Annotated in this window: 14 protein-coding genes; 5 read left to right on the top strand and 9 right to left on the bottom strand. The window is 66.1% G+C overall.

Annotation, left to right across the window (positions count from 1 at the left end; all coding sequences use genetic code 11):
* From AC5JBD_RS09125 to AC5JBD_RS09150, 6 genes are all read right to left on the bottom strand, one after another.
* Positions 1–1,152, bottom strand: a complete 1,152-nt coding sequence (locus AC5JBD_RS09125) for an aspartyl/asparaginyl beta-hydroxylase domain-containing protein (RefSeq protein WP_495721482.1) — start codon at positions 1,150–1,152, stop codon at positions 1–3.
* 70 nt (positions 1,153–1,222) lie between these two features.
* Positions 1,223–2,761 (bottom strand): putative 2OG-Fe(II) oxygenase, encoded by a 1,539-nt coding sequence (locus tag AC5JBD_RS09130; protein ID WP_495721483.1) that lies wholly within the window; start codon positions 2,759–2,761, stop codon positions 1,223–1,225.
* Between the two features lie 121 nt (positions 2,762–2,882).
* On the bottom strand, positions 2,883–6,200 hold the full coding sequence (locus AC5JBD_RS09135; RefSeq protein WP_495721484.1) for a TonB-dependent receptor domain-containing protein: 3,318 nt from the start codon (positions 6,198–6,200) through the stop codon (positions 2,883–2,885).
* 302 nt (positions 6,201–6,502) lie between these two features.
* Entirely contained in the window at positions 6,503–9,895 is a 3,393-nt protein-coding gene (locus tag AC5JBD_RS09140) for a TonB-dependent receptor domain-containing protein (protein ID WP_495721485.1), read from the bottom strand.
* A gap of 139 nt (positions 9,896–10,034) precedes the next feature.
* Complete coding sequence (locus AC5JBD_RS09145; protein WP_495721486.1) at positions 10,035–11,207, bottom strand: acetyl-CoA C-acetyltransferase; 1,173 nt, start codon at positions 11,205–11,207, stop codon at positions 10,035–10,037.
* Between the two features lie 40 nt (positions 11,208–11,247).
* Positions 11,248–12,201 (bottom strand): alpha/beta fold hydrolase, encoded by a 954-nt coding sequence (locus tag AC5JBD_RS09150; RefSeq protein ID WP_495721487.1) that lies wholly within the window; start codon positions 12,199–12,201, stop codon positions 11,248–11,250.
* A 127-nt stretch (positions 12,202–12,328) separates the two neighbouring features.
* On the opposite strand from AC5JBD_RS09150, the gene phaR reads away from it, so the two are divergent.
* Entirely contained in the window at positions 12,329–12,871 is a 543-nt protein-coding gene (gene phaR / locus AC5JBD_RS09155) for a polyhydroxyalkanoate synthesis repressor PhaR (protein ID WP_495721488.1), read from the top strand.
* A 55-nt stretch (positions 12,872–12,926) separates the two neighbouring features.
* Entirely contained in the window at positions 12,927–14,231 is a 1,305-nt protein-coding gene (locus AC5JBD_RS09160) for a metal-dependent hydrolase family protein (RefSeq protein ID WP_495721489.1), read from the top strand.
* 126 nt (positions 14,232–14,357) lie between these two features.
* On the opposite strand, the gene AC5JBD_RS09165 is transcribed toward AC5JBD_RS09160, so the two are convergent.
* Positions 14,358–15,218, bottom strand: a complete 861-nt coding sequence (locus AC5JBD_RS09165; RefSeq protein ID WP_495721490.1) for a class I SAM-dependent methyltransferase — start codon at positions 15,216–15,218, stop codon at positions 14,358–14,360.
* A gap of 50 nt (positions 15,219–15,268) precedes the next feature.
* On the opposite strand from AC5JBD_RS09165, the gene AC5JBD_RS09170 reads away from it, so the two are divergent.
* The gene (locus tag AC5JBD_RS09170) at positions 15,269–15,460 is read left to right on the top strand and encodes a hypothetical protein (protein WP_495721491.1); all 192 of its coding nucleotides are present in this window, start codon (positions 15,269–15,271) and stop codon (positions 15,458–15,460) included.
* Positions 15,461–15,552: 92 nt separating this feature from the next.
* Here the strand turns inward: AC5JBD_RS09170 and AC5JBD_RS09175 are convergent, their stop codons facing one another.
* Positions 15,553–17,076 carry a TadA family conjugal transfer-associated ATPase gene (locus AC5JBD_RS09175; protein ID WP_495721492.1) on the bottom strand — a complete coding sequence of 508 codons (1,524 nt, stop codon included), beginning with the start codon at positions 17,074–17,076 and terminating at the stop codon, positions 15,553–15,555.
* A gap of 226 nt (positions 17,077–17,302) precedes the next feature.
* Between AC5JBD_RS09175 and AC5JBD_RS09180 the strand changes: the two genes are divergently transcribed.
* Positions 17,303–18,178 carry a DMT family transporter gene (locus AC5JBD_RS09180; protein ID WP_495721493.1) on the top strand — a complete coding sequence of 292 codons (876 nt, stop codon included), beginning with the start codon at positions 17,303–17,305 and terminating at the stop codon, positions 18,176–18,178.
* Positions 18,179–18,212: 34 nt separating this feature from the next.
* On the top strand, positions 18,213–18,656 hold the full coding sequence (locus AC5JBD_RS09185; protein WP_495721494.1) for a DUF6265 family protein: 444 nt from the start codon (positions 18,213–18,215) through the stop codon (positions 18,654–18,656).
* On the opposite strand, the gene AC5JBD_RS09190 is transcribed toward AC5JBD_RS09185, so the two are convergent.
* Positions 18,653–18,919: an ATP synthase F1 subunit epsilon gene (locus AC5JBD_RS09190; RefSeq protein WP_495721495.1), complete on the bottom strand. Its 267-nt coding sequence runs from the start codon at positions 18,917–18,919 to the stop codon at positions 18,653–18,655. The two genes, AC5JBD_RS09185 and AC5JBD_RS09190, sit on opposite strands and share 4 nt — an antisense overlap.
* Between the last annotated feature and the right edge of the window lies 1 nt (position 18,920).

An 18,920-nucleotide genomic window follows, 5' to 3' on the forward strand; every position in this document is an offset into this window, starting at 1 on the left:
CTATTCGATAGCGGAGCCTGCCAGGAGCAGTCCGACTTCGCGCTTCTCCTGCTCGCTGAGCTCGGGCCGCCAGATGTCGAAGATCAGCACCACGCGATCCCGATCGCTCTCGTTCCACGCTTCATGCTCGATCGTATCGTCGAAGATGAGGAGCTTGCCCTCCTCCCACTCCCGCACCTCGTTGCCGACGCGAAAGCCGCATTTCTCGGGCACGATGAGGGGAAGGTGGCAGGTCAGCCGGGTGTTCAGCATGCCGGTATGCGCGGCGATGCGCGCGCCAGCCCGGAGCAGCGAGAACATCGCGGTCGGCGAGTTGTTAATGCGGGGCAGCGGCGCCGCCTGCACTGCTTCCCACGTGCGCGGGCATCGCGCGATGACCTCCTCCGACATCCTGCCATTCTCGCAGAGGAAGAGAGCGCTCCAGTCGCTGCTGTCGAGGAGGCGGTTTTCGTCGAGCCGCGGCCGATTGGTGTCGCTCTGGATATAGGGACGGAACCCGCGCGTCCCTTCCGCCAACAGCGCCTCGATTTCCTGCCGTATCGCCGGTGTGGCGGCTTCGACGGCCTCGGCCCAGCTGAACTCTCCAGGATCGTAGAACTGGATCTGCGGCAGACCGGGGAAAAAATAGGCGGTCGGCTCCTGCGCGTAGATGCGCTTGCGGCCTGCGAGGATGTCGAGCGACTGCTGAAACCGCGGGCTTCGGAGTTCGGGCGGCAGCCCCCGCGCCGAAAGCGAGCTCTCCCTTTGCTCGGAGACGCGCGCCTCCATCTGCTGCACCGCGGCCTCCGCCCGCCGCAGCTCGCCCAGGAGGTCGTTGGGGAGCTGCTGGCCATCGGCAACCAGCAGTGCGCTCTTGTAGAAGCCGAGCGCCGCACGCTCGTCGCCTGCCTTGAAGCGACAGTCGCCCTTCATGACGAGTCCGCGCACGAGCCGCGGTTCCAGGGCGAGCAGCTTGTCGAGGGCAGCTTCCTCGGCGGCCGGATCCTCCTCAGCGCGGCATGCCGCAGCGAGCAGCAGCCAGATTTGGCCATTGGCTCGGCCCGTCTGCGTCACCGTCTCGAAGCGGCTCCGCGCATCTTTCGTCTGACCCTGGCGGAGCGCGTCGACGCCCTCCCTGACGAGACGTTCCGCTTGCTGATTGCTGAGCTGCATCACGCAACCTTAAAAAGAGTGAGCCGCCTCCGCCACAAATTCTGGCTTTTTGCGCGGGCGAGATCGTGCTTCAGCCGGGCCGCTTCACGTCGAAAGCCACGGTCAGCCGCTCTCCAGCCTCGAACGGCCGCGTGCCGTGCCACATGGTCGAGGGGAACAGCACGAGCCGCCCCGGCTTCGGCTCGATGAGCCGGATCGGCGGCAGGTCGATGCCGAGCTCCTTGACCTCCCCGAGGCTCAGCCATCCCGCGTCGCCGGGCCCGCGCTCCTGTTCGCCGGGCAGGGCGATATACAGGGCCGAACTGAGCCAGCCGGCGGGATGGACATGCTCGACATGCCGTCCGCCGCCGGTCAGCCGCACCGACCAGGAGCCGGCGAAGGCGATCGGCGCCCGCCGCTGCACCAGCAGCGGGTGCCCGCGTTGCGGCGGCGGCAGCTGGGCGACGTGCCTTTCCACCGCCCCGACCACTGCCTGCCGCAGCATCCTGATCTCGGCTTCGATGCGTGGGAAGAGGTGGCCCTCTGTCTGGGTGCCACCGCGCAGCGACTGATCCAGCGGCTGATGACTGGCGCGGTGAAGCCCCCGAAGGCGTTCGGAGAGGGCGGGGAGGGGCGGGAGCCTGTCCGCTATGTCATAGACGCCGATGAAGCGCGGATCGCACTCCAGCCATTCCCAGCGGGCGTCGCCCAGCAACCGCCAGCCGATCGAAAGATAGGGCCAGATCTGGTGGCTCGGATCCCGCGGGGCACTCTTTTCTGCGATGTCCGCCGCCTCTTTCACCCGGCCGGCGCGGAGCAGGTAGCGAAGATAGTGCACGATGAGGGAGACGCCCTTCAGAGGCGCGAGCTTCCGGAACAGCTGACCCGCGGCTTCAAGCTCTCCCAATTCCGTCATTGAGATCGCTTCAGCCGCGTCAAAGCTCTCATGGGGCCCTGCGGCAGATCGCGCCCGCGCTATGACGGAGAGGGCACGCTGGTGGAGATGATCATGGATGAGCGTTTCGATATAGGCCCGCCACAGTGCCACATCCCGCGGGAGAGCGAGCACGGCATGCTCGAAACTGTCGGTGAAAGCATCCTGCTCGCCGCGCATCCAGCGGACGCGCGCCAGTGCTGAATGTCCCTCTACCCAGTGGGGGTTTCGCTGCAACTCCTCCTGGAGCCTCGCAATCGCCAACCCGCCCTGACCCTCAGCGAGCTGAGCGGCTGCATGCTGCAAGCGAAGCTTTGGGTCGGCCGGGGAGAGGCGGATCGCCCGCTCGAAGAAGTCGGCAGCCGGCAGGCCCGCTTCGAAACGGACGGCGGCGTGGCCCTGGGCGATCATCCCGTCTTTGGGGGCGAGCTCAGCCGCGGTCGTGAAGGCCGTAATCGACGAGGCGAGATCATCCAGGTTGCGGTTGAGCAGTCCCAGGAGCTGCCACAAGCGAGGGTCGTCAGGATGTGAGCGAAGTGCGTCCCTCACCGGTTTCAGGGCATCGACATAGGTCCCGGCCCGCAAGGCAGCCGCTCCCGCCCTCAGCATGGCGTCGGCGGCTCCGGATGCGGACGCTTGCTGCAGCAACTGCCGGACCTGCGCCACCTGCGGATCGTCGGATTGGAATTTAGCCATAGCCGAGACTCGCCCCTAGCGCTCCGGCTTCGCCTCGCCAACCGGGGCTACCGGTTTGATGGAACTCACAAAAAAAGGGGCCGGAACATCGTTCCGGCCCCAGATGCGATTTCTGCGTCGCTTAGAAGCGAGCGCGGAAGCCACCGTAGAAGTTGCGGCCGCGGATGCTGTAGATCGCGCTGCCCGCACCGGTGCCCGTCAGGCCGAACGGGGGGTTCCGGTTGAAGATGTTATCGACACCGACGAAGAAATTAAGGTCGCGACCGATTCCACCTTCGTTGTTGATTTTCCAGTCAAAGCGGACGTCGTGATAGAAGACCTCCGGATACTTCTGGATATCCGCGTAATCGGCGTCCTGCGGGGGCAGACCGTTGAGGCTGTTGAAGTCCTCGTAGAAGTTGACCCACTGCGGACCGATGTAGCGCAGCTCATAGCCGAAGGTGAACTCACCCTTGGTGAAATCCAGGTCGAGCCGGAATTCGTCCACCGGATCGCCCAGTTCTCCGAGCAGTCGATTTTCGAAGGTCGGGTCGTTCGGGTTCTGGAAGTTGCTGTTCGTAAGCCCGTGCGAATAGATGATCCGCGAGTCGAACCGGATATCTTCCATCAAGGTCGTGCGGTAGGCCGCCTCGAAGTCGATGCCCTCTCTCACGCGGCTCGCAAAGTTGAGCGGAGCCTGGATGAGAGTGTTGCCCAGAACCTCGCCCGGAGCCTCGCTGAACGGACCGGAGCCGGGGCCCTGGAAACGCTCGAACAAGGCGCAGAACTGGTTGTCCAGGGTCGGCTGGTCGTAGCATCCGTTGACGATCTGCTGCGCAGTCGCCGCCGCGATAACGTTATCCACCTCGATTTTGTAATAATCGACCGAAAGCGACAGGCCGGGGACGAAGCGCGGCTGGATCACCGCACCGATCGTGAGCGAGTCCGAAGTCTCCTCCCGCAGGTTCGGGTTGACGCCGCTCAGCACCTCCAGCGACCGAACATTGGTCCTGATGTTGCCGAGGTTGGCGCCAATAGCAGCCTGGCAGTTCGGGCCACGGAACTGGGTGCCCGCACCGATATTGTTGGAGGCGCAGGGATCGCTGAAGTTAGGCGCGAAATTCGGGATCAACTCGCCGAACGTTTCCGTCTGGTTCGGAGCGCGGATGGCGCGGCCGTAATTTGCACGGAAACGGACGTCGCGGATCGGTGCCCAGTCAACGCCGGCATTGTAGGCGAAGACCGTGCCCGTTGCGCCCTTATAGTCGGCGACGCGGCCCGCACCCGAGACGGTCAGCTCTTCAAAGAAGGGCGTATCGCTCAGGATCGGGATCTGGAGCTCGCCGAAGGCCTCCTTCACCTCGAACTTGGGAGGATCGAAGGTTCCGAGCGACAGATAGTTGGTCGTGCCGGAGGCCGAGAACTCGTCCTGGGCATAGAACGACTCCTGCGTCCGATACTCGGCGCCGAGCGCGAAGCGGATCGGGCCGCCGGGCAGTTCGAACAGCTGGCTCGAGTCGCCAGACATGAAGCCCGAAATCACGATCTGCTCGATGTGAGCTTCGACAGTGGGAGAGGCGAGGAAATACTCGCCTGCCAACCGGTTCTGCTCCGGATTCGCGCCGAACGGATCGTAGGGCACGCAGGCGGCGATGTCGGCCGCAAGCCGGGCAGGGTCTCCGAAGACGGATCCAGTGGCAGAAGCCGGATCGAACTTCGCGCGGCATTCGATCGCCCCCGTGGTCGGGTTGATGCCCGAGTCGAGCGCCAGCTGGAAGCGCTGGACGTCGACGAAGCCCTGGGCTTGCGTGAACTCCTCGGTCCGGCCGTAATTGCCGGAGAGCTCGTAGCTCCAGTCGTCGTTGAAGCTGCCACGGATGCCGGCGACGATGCGGTAGGTCTCGCGCTTGAACTTCTCGTCACGCGCGCCGATGTCGCCGATGTTGCGAAGGATCGGGAAGCGGAAGGTGCCCGCCGCGATCTGCGCACGCTGCGCGTCCGTCAGGTTGCCCGTAATGAACACCGGGGCCTCCGCCGTTCCGACATTGGTCTGGTTCGGACAGGGTGCGTTGATCGAGGGCACGCAATTGGACGCCAGGATCGCGTTGGCGATCGTCTGACGAGCGGCAGGGTCGAGGAACGGGTTGTCGAGACGCGGGCGAATGCGCGTGTCGAACTGGCCGGTGATACCCTGAATGCCGAACGGCCCGAGGTTCGATCCCAGCACGTTCACGCGTGAATATTTCGCTTCCACGAACGCTTCGAGCGCGTCCGAGAAGGTGAAATGCGCGAGCAGGTTGGCGTTGTAGCGCTCATAGCCCGGCAACACCGAGAACAAGCCGCGCTCACGGCCGGTCTGGAGATTACCGCCGCCGGCGCTGGCGCCGATCTGGCTGGAGCCGAACGGACTGCCTTCCACGACAGGCGTCAGCGTGCCGGTCGGGTTGAAGAGCAGGAGACAGTTGAACGGCGCACCGTTCGTGCCGGTCGCGGTGATCGCCTGACCGCAGGCCGCGCTACCCGGCCGTTGGGCGATCGGGACAAGGCCGAACCGATTGATGTTGCGCGCGCGGACGTCGCGAACGAAAACGCGATCGGGAACGCCGTCGCTGCCGCTTGGCGAGCCCGCCGGATCGACGTCGACGACAGACAGGACGTCGTTCTGGCGGAGGAACGGAACATCGGAGGTGAAGACGCGGCGCTGGTTGGCATATTCGCCGTGCAGCGTGACATTCCCGCGGTCGTCGGCGAAGTTCATGCCGTACATGGCCGAGACATACTGGTTGCCGCCATAGCCCTGCTCGGAGATGCCGGCGTTGCCGCGGATCTGCAGGCCTTCGAAGTCGCGACGGAGGATGAAGTTGATGACGCCCGCGATCGCGTCAGAACCGTAAATGGCCGAGTTGCCGCCGGTCACCACGTCGACGCGCTCGATGAGATCGTTCGGGATGGTGTTGACGTCGGGCGAGACGGCGTTGTTGAGGATGTCCGCCGGGACGTGACGGCGGCCGTTGACCAGCACCAGGGTGCGCTGCGTGCCGAGGCCGCGAAGGTCGAGCAGGTTGAGGCCGGCGATGCCGACGCCGAGGCCCGGGTTGGACTGCGCGAAGGTGCTACGAAGCGCCGGCAGCTCGTTCAGCGTTTCACCGATGTTGGTGGAACCCTGCTGGAAGAATTCTTCGCCGCCGATCGACGTGATCGGGATGGTCGATTCGAGGTTCGGCCTGCGAATGCGCGAGCCGGTGACGGTAATCGCCTGACCTTCGGCCGATTCGCCCTGCGCACCGGAGGTGGCATCCTGGCCGGATTCGACTTCCGCTTCGCTCTGCAGCGTCTCAGGCGGATCCTGTGCGGTGGAGGCGGTATCCTGCGCCATGGCGCCGGTCGCGAACGTCGCCGCAAAACCAATGAAAACAGCCGAGCGCAACGCGCTCGAGCCGAGCAGCCCAAATTTTCTCATCCCTAATCATCCCTTTGCGAGGCCACGAGTGCGGCGTGCAGTGCCCCGCCTCCTACGGGAAGGCCGTCGGTTCAAGGGAAGCTGACCGTACGTTCATCGAATATTCAGCGCCTGTAACTTTTCTGCAACAGCGCGAAGACTGGTCCCCTACCGATCAAAACCGGCGTCCAGCCGTAACTTTGAGCAGTCGAAGCCTGCTGGCCGATCGGGATGAATGGACGCTCGCCTTTCGGCTGCGGACTCAGGCGTCGACAGGAGGAAGAGCGGGCCGGAGCTTAGCTCCGGCCCGCTCTCCGTTGCTCTTAGAACCTCGCCCTGAAGCCCGCATAGAAGGTGCGGCCCTGCGTCTCGAAGATAGCTGCGCGAGACGGAGTGGCTCGGTCATTGCCCGCGCCGAAGTCTCCGGTTCCCGTCATGCCGTAGGGCGGGAACGTGTTCAGGAGATTGTCGACGCCCGCGTAGAACCGGAGCCCGTCACGACGGCCGTTTACGTCCGGAATGTTCCACTCGAAGCGGATGGCGTGGTAGAATGTCTCCGGAGTGCGCAGGTTGGTCGCATAATCCGCGTTCTCCGGCGGGTTGCCGTTGGCCGAGTTCACGTCCTCGAACGTGTTCACGAACATCGGGCCGATATACCTCAGCTGATAGCCGAAGGTGAAATCCCCGAAGGTGAGGTCGGTGTCCCACCGAAACTCGTCCTTGGGATCGCCGAGCTCGCCCAGGATCACGTCCGCGAAGTCGGGGCGCTGCGGATCCTGGAAGTCGGTGATCTGGAAATTGTGGACGTAGATCAGGTTGGTGTTGAGGCGGGTATTGGCGCCGAGATCGGTGCGGTACCCGAGGTCGACGTCGACGCCGCGGCGCTTGCGAGCCGCGAAGTTCAGGCCGGACTGGAGCAGCGATCCGCCGAGGATCTGACCCGGTGTCTCCTGCGTCGGGCCAGTGCCAGGACCGCGGAAGCGCTCGAACAGCGGGCAGAAGGGATTGTCCAGCGTCGGTGAGTCGTAGCAGTTGTTCGCGATCTGCTGCCCGCCCAGCGTGACGATCACGTCTTTGACGGTGATGTCGAAATAATCGGCGCTGAGCGAAAGACCCGGGATGAAACGCGGCTGGATAACGACGCCGGCGGTGTAGGAGTCCGACTTCTCCTCGTTGAGGTTCGGGTTGCTGCCGGTGATCACCGGAAGCGACGGCGCGCCCAGGGTTGCGAGGTTGGCCAGCAGCTCCGGCCCGAGATCGGCCAGGCAGTTCGCGGCGCGCGTCGCCGATCCCGCACCGAGGCCGTTGCCCGAACAGGGGTCGACGAAGCCGGGCGCGAAATTCGGGACGATCGGGAACGAGCTTTCCCGCGCGTTGGGCGCACGGACCGAGCGGCCGTAATTGGCCCGGAAGCGGATATCGCGGACCGGCACCCACTCGATGCCCGCATTATAGGCGTAGACCGTGCCGATCGTGCTGTAGTCCGAAACGCGGCCGGCGCCCGTGATCGTCAGCTCCTCGAAGAAGGGCGTGTCGGCCAGCAGCGGCAGCTGAAGCTCGGCGAACCCTTCCTTGACCTCGATCGCGTCGGGATTGGCATCGCCAAGCACGACGTTGTTGGTCACTGCCATGACGTCGAGCGTGTCGTCGTCATAGAGGGCCTTCTCCCGCCGATACTCGCCGCCAATGGCGAAGCGAGGGGCGCCGCCTGGAAGCTCGAAGAACTGGCTCGTGTCGCCCGAGACGAAGCCCGAGATTACGAACTGCTCGAGTTCGGCGCGGTCGCGGGTGCTCGCCACGAAATAGTCCGCAGCCGCCGCATTGCCGGGGCGATCGACGCCGAACGGATTGTAGGGGACGCAGGCGTCGATATCGGCCTGAAGACGCGCCGCGATGAAGGCATTCTGCTCGGGCTGCAGGGTTGCGGAACTGAAGGGAGTGCGCGCCGCCGGATCGAACTTGGCTCGGCACTGGACGCCTGCGGCCGGGTTCGCCGGATCGATGCCCGCATCGAGCGACAGCAGGAAACGCTGCCGGTCGACATAACCCTGGCTGAACTGGTTCTCCTCGAACCTGCCGTAATTGGCGGAGATCTCGTAGCTCCAGTCGTCATTGAACTTGCCGCGCAGGCCGCCGACGATGCGGTAGGTCTCACGCTTGAAGATCTGGTCGCGAACGCCAAGGTCGACGAACTGCTTGCCAATCACGAATCGGTACGTTCCGGCGTTGATCTGCGCGATCTCCGCCGCCGACAGCCGAGTGCCGCTGGCGGCGCCGGTCGCGGTGGTGGAGGTGCAGGCCGCGCCGGTGATGGTGGGATCGCAGCCCGAAGCGAGGAACGCCGCGCGCAGCGTCTCTCGATCCGCAGGGTTCAGGAACGGATTGTCGAGGCGGATGCGCTCGCGCACCGCATCGAACGAGCCGCCTTGAGTGAAGGTCGCACCGGCATTGTTGCCGGCCACGTTGATGCGGACATACTTGGCTTCCAGGAAGGCTTCCGCGGCCTCGCTGAACTCGTAATGCGCGAGCAGGTTGGCGGCGTAGCGCTCCGTGCGCGGCAGGATCGAGAGGATGGTTTCTTCACGTCCCGTCTGTCCATTGCCGCCGAGATAGGAGCCGTTGATGGTGGTGCCGATGCGCGTGCCGTTTTGCTGAACCAGGCGGCCGTCACGATCGAAGATGAACGTGCAGTTGAACGGCGCCGGCGACTGAGTCGCGCCGGCATTGTTCGGGGTCGGGTTGATTGGCAGGCTGGTGCTGGTGCCGCACGGCGCGCCGCCGCCGACCAGCTGGGTCACCGGAACCAGACCGTAGCGGTGGATGGTCGCGCTCCGCACGTCACGCACGAAAGTACGATCGGGATTGTTGTCGCTGCCGGCCGGATCCACGTCGACCACGACATGGCCGTCCACCTGGCGGTAACGCGGGATCTCCCTGCCGTACAGCCGGGCCTGGTTCGCATATTCGCCCTGCACGGTGATGTTGCCGCGGCCGCCGCCGAAATTCTGGCCATACATCGCCGAGACGAACTGCTCGGCGCCGTAGCCTTCCTCCGCGATGCTGGCATTGCCGCGAACCTGCAGGCCCTCGAAATCGCGACGCAGGACGAAGTTGACCACGCCCGCGATCGCGTCCGAACCGTAGATCGCCGACTGCGCGCCGGTGACGATATCCACCCGCTCGATCAGATCGTTCGGGATGGTGTTGATGTCGGTCGAGGAGGCGTTGTTCCGGATATCGCCGCCGACGTGACGGCGACCATTCACCACCACCAGGGTGCGGGAGGTGCCGAGGCCGCGAAGGTCGAGCAGGTTGAGGCCGGCGATGCCGATGCCGAGGGACGGGTTCTGCTGAGAGAAGGTGCTGCGAAGCTGCGGCAGCTCGTTCAGCGTCTCGCCGACGTTGGTGTCGCCCTGCTGGATAAATTCGTCGCCGCCGATCGAGGTGACCGGGACCGCCGAGTCGAGGTTCGGGCGGCGAATGCGCGAACCCGTGACGGTAATCGACTGGCCCTCTGCAGACTCGCCCTGCGCTCCGACGTTCGCGTCCTCGCCGGATTCGACCTCTTGCTCGCTCTGCAGGGTCTCGGGAGGATCGGCAGTCGTGTCCTGGGCGTGAGCCGGCGTCACGCAGGCGAGCACGGCTCCGAAAGCAACGGCAGAGCGGAAGGAAGCCGAACGCAACGCGCTCGTGCAGAACAAACGTGATTTGGGCATTGGGGATGCATCCCTGGTCAGTATGTCATCCCTGCGAGCCCTCCTAACGGGGCTCCGGCTCGGCACAAGCCGGGCCGAACCGTTCAGATAGTATTCAGTCTCCGCTGTAGCAATTTTGCCACATAAGAGGCTCTGGCCGCTACCGCTCTACGCAGAGTGCGATGCCCATGCCGCCGCCGATGCAGAGGGTGGCGAGGCCTTTCTTCGCGTCGCGGCGCTGCATTTCGTAAAGGAGGGTGGTGAGGACGCGCGCGCCCGAGGCGCCGATCGGGTGGCCGATCGAGATCGCACCGCCGTTGACGTTGACGCGCTCCGCATCCCAGCCGAGCTCCTTGCCGACCGCCAGCGCCTGGGCGGCGAAGGCTTCGTTGGCTTCGATGAGGTCAAGGTCCCTGATGTCCCAGCCGGCCTTCTCGAGCGCGCGCCGCGAGGCGGGGACGGGGCCGATGCCCATGATCGACGGATCGACGCCGGCCGAGGCGAAGCTCTTGATGCGGGCGATGACGTTCGCGCCGCGGCGCTCGGCATCCTCGCGGCTCATCAGCACCAGGGCGGCCGCGCCGTCGTTGAGGCCGGAGGCGTTGCCGGCGGTAACGGTGCCCTCTTTCTTGAAGGCGGCGCGCAGGCCGGCGAGGCTCGCCACCTGAACGCCTTCGCGGATGAACTCGTCCTGCTCGACGATAGTGTCGCCTTTGCGGCCCTTCACAGTCACCGGGGCGATCTCGTCACGGAAGCGGCCTTCGCGGCGGGCGGCCTCGGCCTTGTTCTGCGAGGCGCAGGCGAACTCGTCCTGCTGGTCGCGGGTGATCTGATATTGCTCGGCCAGGTTCTCGGCCGTGATGCCCATGTGGTAGCCGTTGAAGACGTCGGTGAGCCCGTCCTTGATCATCGTGTCGACGAACTCGAGATTGCCCATCTTGGTGCCCCCGCGCAGGTTCTGGGCGTGGGCGGAAAGGCTCATGCTTTCCTGACCACCGGCGACGACGACCTTGGCGTCGCCCGCGATGATCGACTGGGCGGCGACGGCGACGGCGCGCAGGCCGGAGCCGCAGACCTGATTGAGGCCCCAGGCCGGCACTTCCTTGGGAACGCCGGCGGCCATCGAGGCCTGCCGGGCCGGGTTCTGGCCCTGGGCGGCGGTCAGCACCTGGCCGAGGATAACTTCGGACACGTCCTCGGGAGCGACCCCGGCCTGGGCGAGCGCCGCCTCGATGGCAACGCGGCCGAGCTCGTGGGCCGGTGTCCCGACGAAGGAGCCGAGGAAGGCGCCGACAGGGGTGCGCTTGGCGGCGGTGATGACGACTTCGGTCATGGCGGCGGTCTCCTGGGGCAAGGGGTCGGGCGAGCCCCTATCAGCTAGAGCGGGAGCGGGAAAGCCAGTGCTCCAGCGGCTCCCAAAGCACCTCCTTCGCGCGTCTGCCGACGACCATGCCGACATGGCCGAGGGAGAGGTCGAGACGTTCACCGGCAGGCGCCGCCGTGGCCGCCGGCACAATCCGGTCGCTGTTCGAAACGATGTTGAGGAGCGGGCAGGGGAGGGCCGCGGGATCGACCTTCACGCCGCCGACGCTCCACGCGCCGCGGCCTGGCAGGTCCTCGCAGAAGAAGCTCTCGAATAGCTCCCGGGCGGCCGCCTCGCTGATCGGCGGGCCATCATTCGCCCAATCCTCCAGTGTGACGAAGGTGCGGGCCTCTGCGCTCCCCGGCTTCATTTCACCGAAGGCTTCGAACTTGGCCACGGTCCTCGTCGGATCCAGGCTCCAGAACGCGCTCTGCAGCACCTCCATCGGCAGCACGCCGAGAGCGTGTGCGGTTGGCTCGGAGCGACGCCAGAGATCGGCGAGCATCGCCCGCGCCTCACCCGGAAAGCCGGAGAAGCGCCAAGGCGCGGCTATGGCGGCGACGCTGCGTAGCGGCGTGAGCGCAGCCGCCGCGATCGCCATCGTGCCGCCGAGGCAATAGCCGACGAGGGAAGGAGGCTCGCCGAGGTCGCGCGCCAGCGGCACGACGATCTTCTCGACATGATCCGCGATGTCCATGCCGCGCCTGGCCTCGGCGTCCCAGCCCCAGTCGAGCATCAGCACCCGGTGCCCGCGGCCGGCAAGCCAGCGCAGAAGCGAACGATCACCGAGGTCGAGCACGTTGGGCGGGTTGATCAGCGACGGCACGAAAAGGACTGCGGGACCGCTCCCGCCATAGTCGCGTAGCATTGCTCCGCAGGCGCTCTCGACGATCGGCATCGGTTCCGGCGGCGGCTCTCGGGGGGCATCCTGATACGCGCGCAGACCGGCCAAAGCACGCGCCATGCGCTGCGGCTCTGCTGCGGTCTCGCTGCGCAGCATTTCCAGGAAGAGGGTTAACGGCCGGGGCTTGTGTTGCGGTGCGGCAAGCTTTGGTGTTAGGGCCGAATCCACGTCATTCTGGGGACTGTCCATGGCCTCCGCGCCCGCTGGCGACGACGTCGTCATCATCAAGAAATACGCCAACCGGCGGCTCTATAACACTGAAAGCTCGACCTACATCACCCTTGAGCATCTTGCCGAGATGGTGCGCAAGAAGCGCGAGTTCAAAGTGGTCGATGCCAAGAGCGGCGAGGACATCACCCACAACGTCCTCACCCAGATCATCATGGAGGAGGAAGCGCGCGGCACGACCATGCTGCCGGTCAACTTCCTCAGGCAACTGATCGCGATGTACGGCGATTCCATGCAGGCGATGGTGCCGCAATATCTCGAGGCCTCGCTCGACGCATTCCAGCGCAACCAGACCCAGTTCCGCGACGCCATGGCCGGCGCGCTGGCTGGCGGCCCCTTCGCCGATCTCGCCAAGCGCAACATGGATCTGTTCACCGCCGCTTCGGCCGGCAAGGGCGCCAAGGCGGAGCCCGCCCCGGCCAAGGCGCCAGACGACGAGATCGAGCGGCTGAAGGCGCAGCTCGCCGATCTCCAGGCCAAGGTCGAGAAGCTCGCCAAGTAGAGGCGTTGCATTCCCGCGCCGCGGCAATAGGCTGGCGCAAAAAGGGGACGCTTCGATGCGCTTGATTGCCTTTCTCGCCGGCGTCGCGGCCGTTATGCCGGCTGCAGCCGCTGCTCAGGCCCAGCCTCAGCAAGTCACCGTCATCCATGCCGGTCAGCTGCTCGACCGGCCGGGTAGGGCACCGCGCGGGCCGTCCACGATCATCGTCAGCAACGGGCGCGTCGCGGAGGTGCGGGACGGTCACGTCCCCGCACCGGCGGGCGCGACGCTGATCGACTTGTCCGACAGGTTCGTGCTGCCGGGCCTGATCGACAGCCACGTCCATCTCGACTCCGATCGGGCAGGCAATGAGGGCCTGATTGCTGGCTTCACCGAGAGCGAGGAGCTGAGCGCCTACGAGACGCTCTGGAACGCGCAGAAGACGTTGAATGCGGGCTTCACGACCGTCCGCAATTTGGGCGATCCCGGTGGGACGCTGGCGCTGCGCGACGCGATCGCCCGCGGCTGGGCGACGGGTCCCCGGATCGTCGATGCCGGTCAGTCGATCTCGACCACCTCCGGGCATATGGACGCACGGCTCGGCGTCGAAGAGGACCTGCACGCGGCCATTCCGCACGACAATCTCTGCGACGGTCCGGAGGAGTGCCGCAAGGTCGTGCGCCGGCAGATCGGCCGCGGCGTCGACGTCATCAAGATCGCCACCACCGGCGGCGTCAACAGCCGCATCGGCGCGGGCCTTGGCAAGCAGATGTTCGACGACGAGGCCAAGGCGATCGTCGACACCGCTCATCTCTACGGGAAGAAGGTGGCGGTCCACGCCCACGGCGCTGATGGCATCGTGACCGCACTGCGGGCGGGCGCGGATTCGATCGAGCACGGCACCCTGCTCGACGCGGAGGGCATCCGTCTCTTCAAGCAGACCGGCGCCTACTACGTGCCGACGCTGTCGACGGTGAACGGCTATCTGGAGCGCATCGCCGCCAATCCCAACGCCTACCCGCCGGACGTCCGCGCCAAGATCGACTGGCGGATCAGCATCACCGGCGACGCGCTGCGCAAGGCGGTGCCGGCCGGGGTCAGGATCGCCTTCGGCACCGATGCCGGCGTCTCCAAGCACGGCCGCAATGCCGACGAGTTTGAGCTGATGGTCAAGCACGGCATGACCCCGGCGACCGCGATCCAGGCCGCCACCGTCAACGCCGCCGACCTGCTCGGCCTCGCCAGGGAGATCGGCACGATCGAGCCCGGCAAGGAGGCCGACATCATCGCGGTTGCTGGCGACCCGCTGCAGGACGTGACCGTGCTGAAGCGCGTCGGCTTCGTCATGGCGGACGGCCGCGTGCACAAAAGCGAACGCTAAGGCAGCTTCGACTTGAGCTGATCAGTCACTCCGTTCGCTTCGAGCGAAGTCGAGAAGCGCTCTGCTCCCGGCCAATGTTTCTCGACTTCGCTCGAAACGAACGGTGACTCTGGCGGGGAAAAATCCTTAGCGCATGATCGCGTTGGCCGTCGCCGGCTTCACGAACTTCAGCGTCATGCGGTCGCTCTCGCCGATGGCGAGATATTTGTCGCGGTCGACGTCGCCCTTCCGAAGCACCGGCGGGAGCGTCCACACGCCGTCGGCCCAGTCGGCCGTGTCCTTCGGATTGGCATTGACCTCTGAGGAGGCGACGAAGCGGAAGCCGGCCTCCTCGGCCAGGCGCCGCACGGTCGATGTCTTAAGATAGCCGCTCGACCGCTCGCGCGCGGCATCGGCGCTTTCCGGCAGGCGGTGGTCGACGATGCCGAGCACGCCGCCCGGCTTGAGCATCCGGTAGATCTGGCGGAAGGCCTCGGGCGCCACCGGCTGCGCGCCTTCCGAGCCCATCCAGTTGTGGACGTTGCGGAAGGTGAGGACGACGTCGGCGCTGCCCTCCGGCACGGCCGTGCCGCCGGCGGCGAGTAGCGGGAATGTCGCCATCTTCGCCTTGCCGTAGGCGTCCGGCTTGCCGGCGATGAACTGCTGGAAGCGCTCGGTGCCCCGGCCGGCGGGAGCCGCGCCATAATAGGTGCCGCTATTCGCCAGATAGGGAGCCAGGATCTCGGTATACCAGCCGCCGCCCGGCCAGATCTCGACGACCGTGTCGTCCGGCTCGATGCCGAAGAAGGCGAGGGTCTCGTACGGGTGCCGGTAGCGATCGCGGGCGACGTTGGCGGCGGTGCGCTGATCCGAGGCGATCGCGGCGCGGAGCGACTCGTGCCAGCCGCCGCGCTTGGCGGCGGGCCGGTCCTGCTGCTGAGAAGCGGCCGGGGCGGCAACCAGCATCGCGGTTGCCGCGAGCATGGCGAGCTTCAGGGTCTGGCGCATTCTTGTCCTCTCCTCCAAGGGCGTGTCGCCATGTTCATGACCCAGAGCCGATGACCACGCAAGCCGCGCTCTGGACCGGCGCCGGCACGGCCGCAGCGGTGGCGCTGGTTGCCGCGCTCGCGGACCGCCGCCGCACGCGCCGCCGCGACCTCGATCGGCCGGGGCTGGTGCCGTGGCCGCTGGTCCAGATCCTGGCGATGCTGATCGCCGCTGTGGTTGCCGCCTTCGCGCTGAAAGCGTGAGGAATTCAGCAGCGGGAGGGCATTAGTGGATTAGAGCGTGGTGGGACTTGCTTCCCCACATCGCGCTTCGGCCTGCCGCGTGCGGATGCGCCTTAGAGGCACGCCTCCAGATAAGGCTGGTCGAAGCCGAACTGCTTGGCTTTTTCGAGCGTGTAGGGGCGCAGGCCCATCGAGCGGTATTCGCCGATGATCTTGCCATCGGCGCTCTCGTCCAGATACTCGAACTTGAACAGCTCCTGGGTGACGATGACGTCGCCTTCCATGCCGATCACTTCGGTGATGTTGGTGGTGCGGCGGGTGCCGTCGCGGAGGCGCTTCACCTGCACGATGAGGTCGACCGAGTCGGCGATCTGGCGGGAGATGGCCTCCTTCGGGACCTTGATGTCCGACATCATCACCATGTTCTCCATACGGGCGAGGCACTCGCGCGGGGAGTTGGAGTGGAGCGTGCACATCGAGCCGTCATGGCCGGTGTTCATGGCGGCGAGCATGTCGAAACACTCGGCGCCGCGGATTTCGCCGAGGATGATGCGGTCCGGGCGCATACGCAGCGCGTTGACGACGAGGTCGCGGATGGTGATCGCGCCCTGGCCTTCGAGGTTGGGCGGGCGGGTTTCGAGCGGCAGCCAGTGCGGCTGCTGCAGTCGGAGCTCGGCCGCGTCCTCGATCGTGATGACGCGCTCGCCCGGGTCGATCAGCTTGGAAAGGGCATTGAGCATAGTCGTCTTGCCCGAGCCGGTGCCGCCCGAGATGACGATGTTGAAGCGGCTGGCGCCGGCGATCTTCAAACAGGTCGCCATCTTGTCCGACATCGAGCCGAAGCCCTTCATCATATCGAGCGTGATCGGCTTCTCGGAGAACTTACGGATCGAGATGGCGGTGCCCTTGAGGCTCAAGGGCGGGACGATGACGTTGACGCGGGAGCCGTCCATCAGGCGGGCGTCGGCGAGCGGGGTGGTCTGGTCGACGCGGCGGCCGACCTTGTTCACGATCCGCTGGGCGATCTGGAAAAGATGCTCCTCGTCGCGGAACTGGATGGTCGCGAGGGTGAGCTTGCCCTTCCTTTCGATGAAGGTCTGGTTGGGGCCGTTGACCATGATGTCCGAGACTTCAGGATCGTTCAGCAGCTCTTCCAACGGGCCGAGGCCCAGCAACTCGTCGACCAGCACCTTTTCGAGCGCGAACTGCTCCCGGCGGTTGAGGTTGATCTTGAGCTCGGCGAGCACCTCGCCGATGATCGGGCGGAATTCCTCGGCGAGCTCATCCTTGCTGAGCGTCGCGGCGGCTTCGGGATCGACGCGTTCCAGGAGGCGGGGAAGCACCTGCTCCTTGATGCGGTGGATCGAGGCTTCGAAGCCCTCGGTCTTGGACAGGCCCTGATCGGCCGGTGCAGCCATGCGGTCGTGGAGACGCGACATGGCATCGCCCGGAGCAGGCTCCAGCGCGCCAATCTCTTCGGGCAGGCTCTCGATCGGCGGGAATTGCTCGCCGCCGGTGATTTCGGCGGTCGGCGAGGCAGGCGCGGGGGCGCCGCTCTTCATCGGACGGGCGACGCCGAAGGAAGGGCGTTGACCTGAGGATCCACCGGCTCCGGGCCGCCGTCCAAAAGCACTCATGTCGCGCTGACCTCGCTTATCCGCCTGAAATCACAGTTGCGAAGGTGAATAAGAGGGAAACTTTGACAATGTCCTAACCCGCCCGAGGCCTGCGCTTGCCTCGGCCTGCCATCCCCGCGAAAGCGGTGCCCGGCGATACGAGGGCAGGTAGCGGGTATCCCGCTTTCGCGACGGTGACGGAGAAGGGTTAAGGGTGCGGCAAGGCGGCGTCGGGACATCCTTGCTGATGGCGCTGACCGGGTTCACGATCATGTCGGTCGGCGACGGGATCGTGAAGTCGATGGCCGGGCAGTGGCCGGCGCCGGCAGTCTCCGCCTTGCGTTATTCGTTCGGCGCACTCGGCCTGGGGGTCGCGGTGGCGATCATGCATGGACGCGCGGGCTTCCTCCTGCCGCGGCCTTGGCTGCAGGTGGGTCGCGCCGCGGCGGTGAGCCTGGCGACGATCTGCTTCTTCCTCGGCGTCATGTCGATGCCGCTGGCCGACGCGACCGCGATCCAGTTCACCAGCCCGATCATGACCGCCCTGCTGTCCGGGATCGTGCTGCGCGAGCGGGTGCCGATGGCGGCGGCGGGCGCTACCCTTCTTGCCTTTGTCGGCGTGCTGGTGGTGCTTAGGCCCAACGTGCTGGAGCTCGGCGTGACCGCCTTCTACCCGCTCGGCGCGGCGTTTGGGATGAGCTGGCTGATTATGTTCAACCGAAAGACGGCGGGTGACGCGCCCGTGCTCGTGATGCAGTTCGTGCTTGCGATCCTCGCGGCGCCCTTCCTGATCCTGGCGGCCACCTTTCTGTCGCTGACGGCAGGCCCGGGCTTCGCGGTGCCGGCACCGAGCGCAGTAATCGTGCTGAAATGCGCGGCGGTGGCCTGCCTCGCGTCGGTCGGTCACCTGCTGCTCTATGCGGCGACGGTGCGGGCGAGCGCGGCGGTAATCGCGCCGACGACATATGTGCAGATCATGATGGCGACCCTGCTCGGCTGGCTGTGGTTCGGCGACGCTCCCGACACGGTGACGCTCGGCGGCGCAGCGCTGATCATCGCCGGCGGGTTGTGGCTCTGGCGAAGCCAGAGGGCGCCGCGGGCGGCGGAGGGCACGCCCGACTGACTCATGCTATGTGGCGGCGAGGGGAGGACGTACGATGCGCACGATCTTCATTGCCGCCGCCTGGCTCGCTCTTTCCGCCCAGGCCGCGGCGCCCGAGGTCAAGGATCTTGCCTGGCTGAGCGGCGCCTGGGTGAGCCGCGACGGCGACCGGTGGACCGAGGAATGGTGGACGCCGCCAAGAGGCGGAATCATGATCGGGGCCGGCTTCTCAGGGCGCGGCGACAAGGCCGGCGCGTTCGAGCACATGCGGATCATGGCCGATAAGGAGGGAAAGATCGCCTTCTTCGGTATGCCGGGCGGCGCACCGGCGGTGCGCTTCGCGCTCGTGAAGGGCGGCAAGGGGGAAGCCGTGTTCGAGAACCCGGCGCACGACCATCCGCAGCGGATCAGCTATCGGCTGGAGGGGGAAGCGCTGGTCGCGACCGTATCGTTGCTCGATGGCAGTCGCGCCCAGAGCTGGACGTTCAAGCGGCCTTAGGCAGGAACGTCGGCGCGCTCAGCCAGCACCGTAAGGCCACGGTCGTTGACTTCGGCGAAGCCGCCTTCGATCGCGATCCGCTCAGGCTCGCCGCTCATGCCGGCGCGGTAGATGGCGAGCTCGCCGTTGCGGATCGTCGACATGAAGGGGGCGTGGCCCTCCAGCACGCCGAAATCGCCCTCGCTGCCGGGGACGACCACCATGTGGACGTCCTCGGAGCGGACGAGGCGCTCGGGCGTGACCAGCTCGAAGTGGAGCGGCATG

The organism is Allosphingosinicella sp. (assembly GCF_059502505.1).

Coding starts and splice junctions, on each gene's coding strand:
- AC5JBD_RS09160 (WP_495721489.1), top strand. CDS start 12,927: ATGCGCTTGATTGCCTTTCTCGCCGGCGTCGCGGCCGTTATGCCGGCT.
- AC5JBD_RS09170 (WP_495721491.1), top strand. CDS start 15,269: ATGACCACGCAAGCCGCGCTCTGGACCGGCGCCGGCACGGCCGCAGCG.
- AC5JBD_RS09135 (WP_495721484.1), bottom strand. CDS start 6,200: ATGAGAAAATTTGGGCTGCTCGGCTCGAGCGCGTTGCGCTCGGCTGTT.
- AC5JBD_RS09150 (WP_495721487.1), bottom strand. CDS start 12,201: ATGGCGCGTGCTTTGGCCGGTCTGCGCGCGTATCAGGATGCCCCCCGA.
- AC5JBD_RS09130 (WP_495721483.1), bottom strand. CDS start 2,761: ATGGCTAAATTCCAATCCGACGATCCGCAGGTGGCGCAGGTCCGGCAG.
- AC5JBD_RS09190 (WP_495721495.1), bottom strand. CDS start 18,919: ATGCCGCTCCACTTCGAGCTGGTCACGCCCGAGCGCCTCGTCCGCTCC.
- AC5JBD_RS09180 (WP_495721493.1), top strand. CDS start 17,303: ATGGCGCTGACCGGGTTCACGATCATGTCGGTCGGCGACGGGATCGTG.
- AC5JBD_RS09140 (WP_495721485.1), bottom strand. CDS start 9,895: ATGCCCAAATCACGTTTGTTCTGCACGAGCGCGTTGCGTTCGGCTTCC.
- AC5JBD_RS09185 (WP_495721494.1), top strand. CDS start 18,213: ATGCGCACGATCTTCATTGCCGCCGCCTGGCTCGCTCTTTCCGCCCAG.
- AC5JBD_RS09165 (WP_495721490.1), bottom strand. CDS start 15,218: ATGCGCCAGACCCTGAAGCTCGCCATGCTCGCGGCAACCGCGATGCTG.
- phaR (WP_495721488.1), top strand. CDS start 12,329: ATGGCCTCCGCGCCCGCTGGCGACGACGTCGTCATCATCAAGAAATAC.
- AC5JBD_RS09125 (WP_495721482.1), bottom strand. CDS start 1,152: ATGCAGCTCAGCAATCAGCAAGCGGAACGTCTCGTCAGGGAGGGCGTC.
- AC5JBD_RS09145 (WP_495721486.1), bottom strand. CDS start 11,207: ATGACCGAAGTCGTCATCACCGCCGCCAAGCGCACCCCTGTCGGCGCC.
- AC5JBD_RS09175 (WP_495721492.1), bottom strand. CDS start 17,076: ATGAGTGCTTTTGGACGGCGGCCCGGAGCCGGTGGATCCTCAGGTCAA.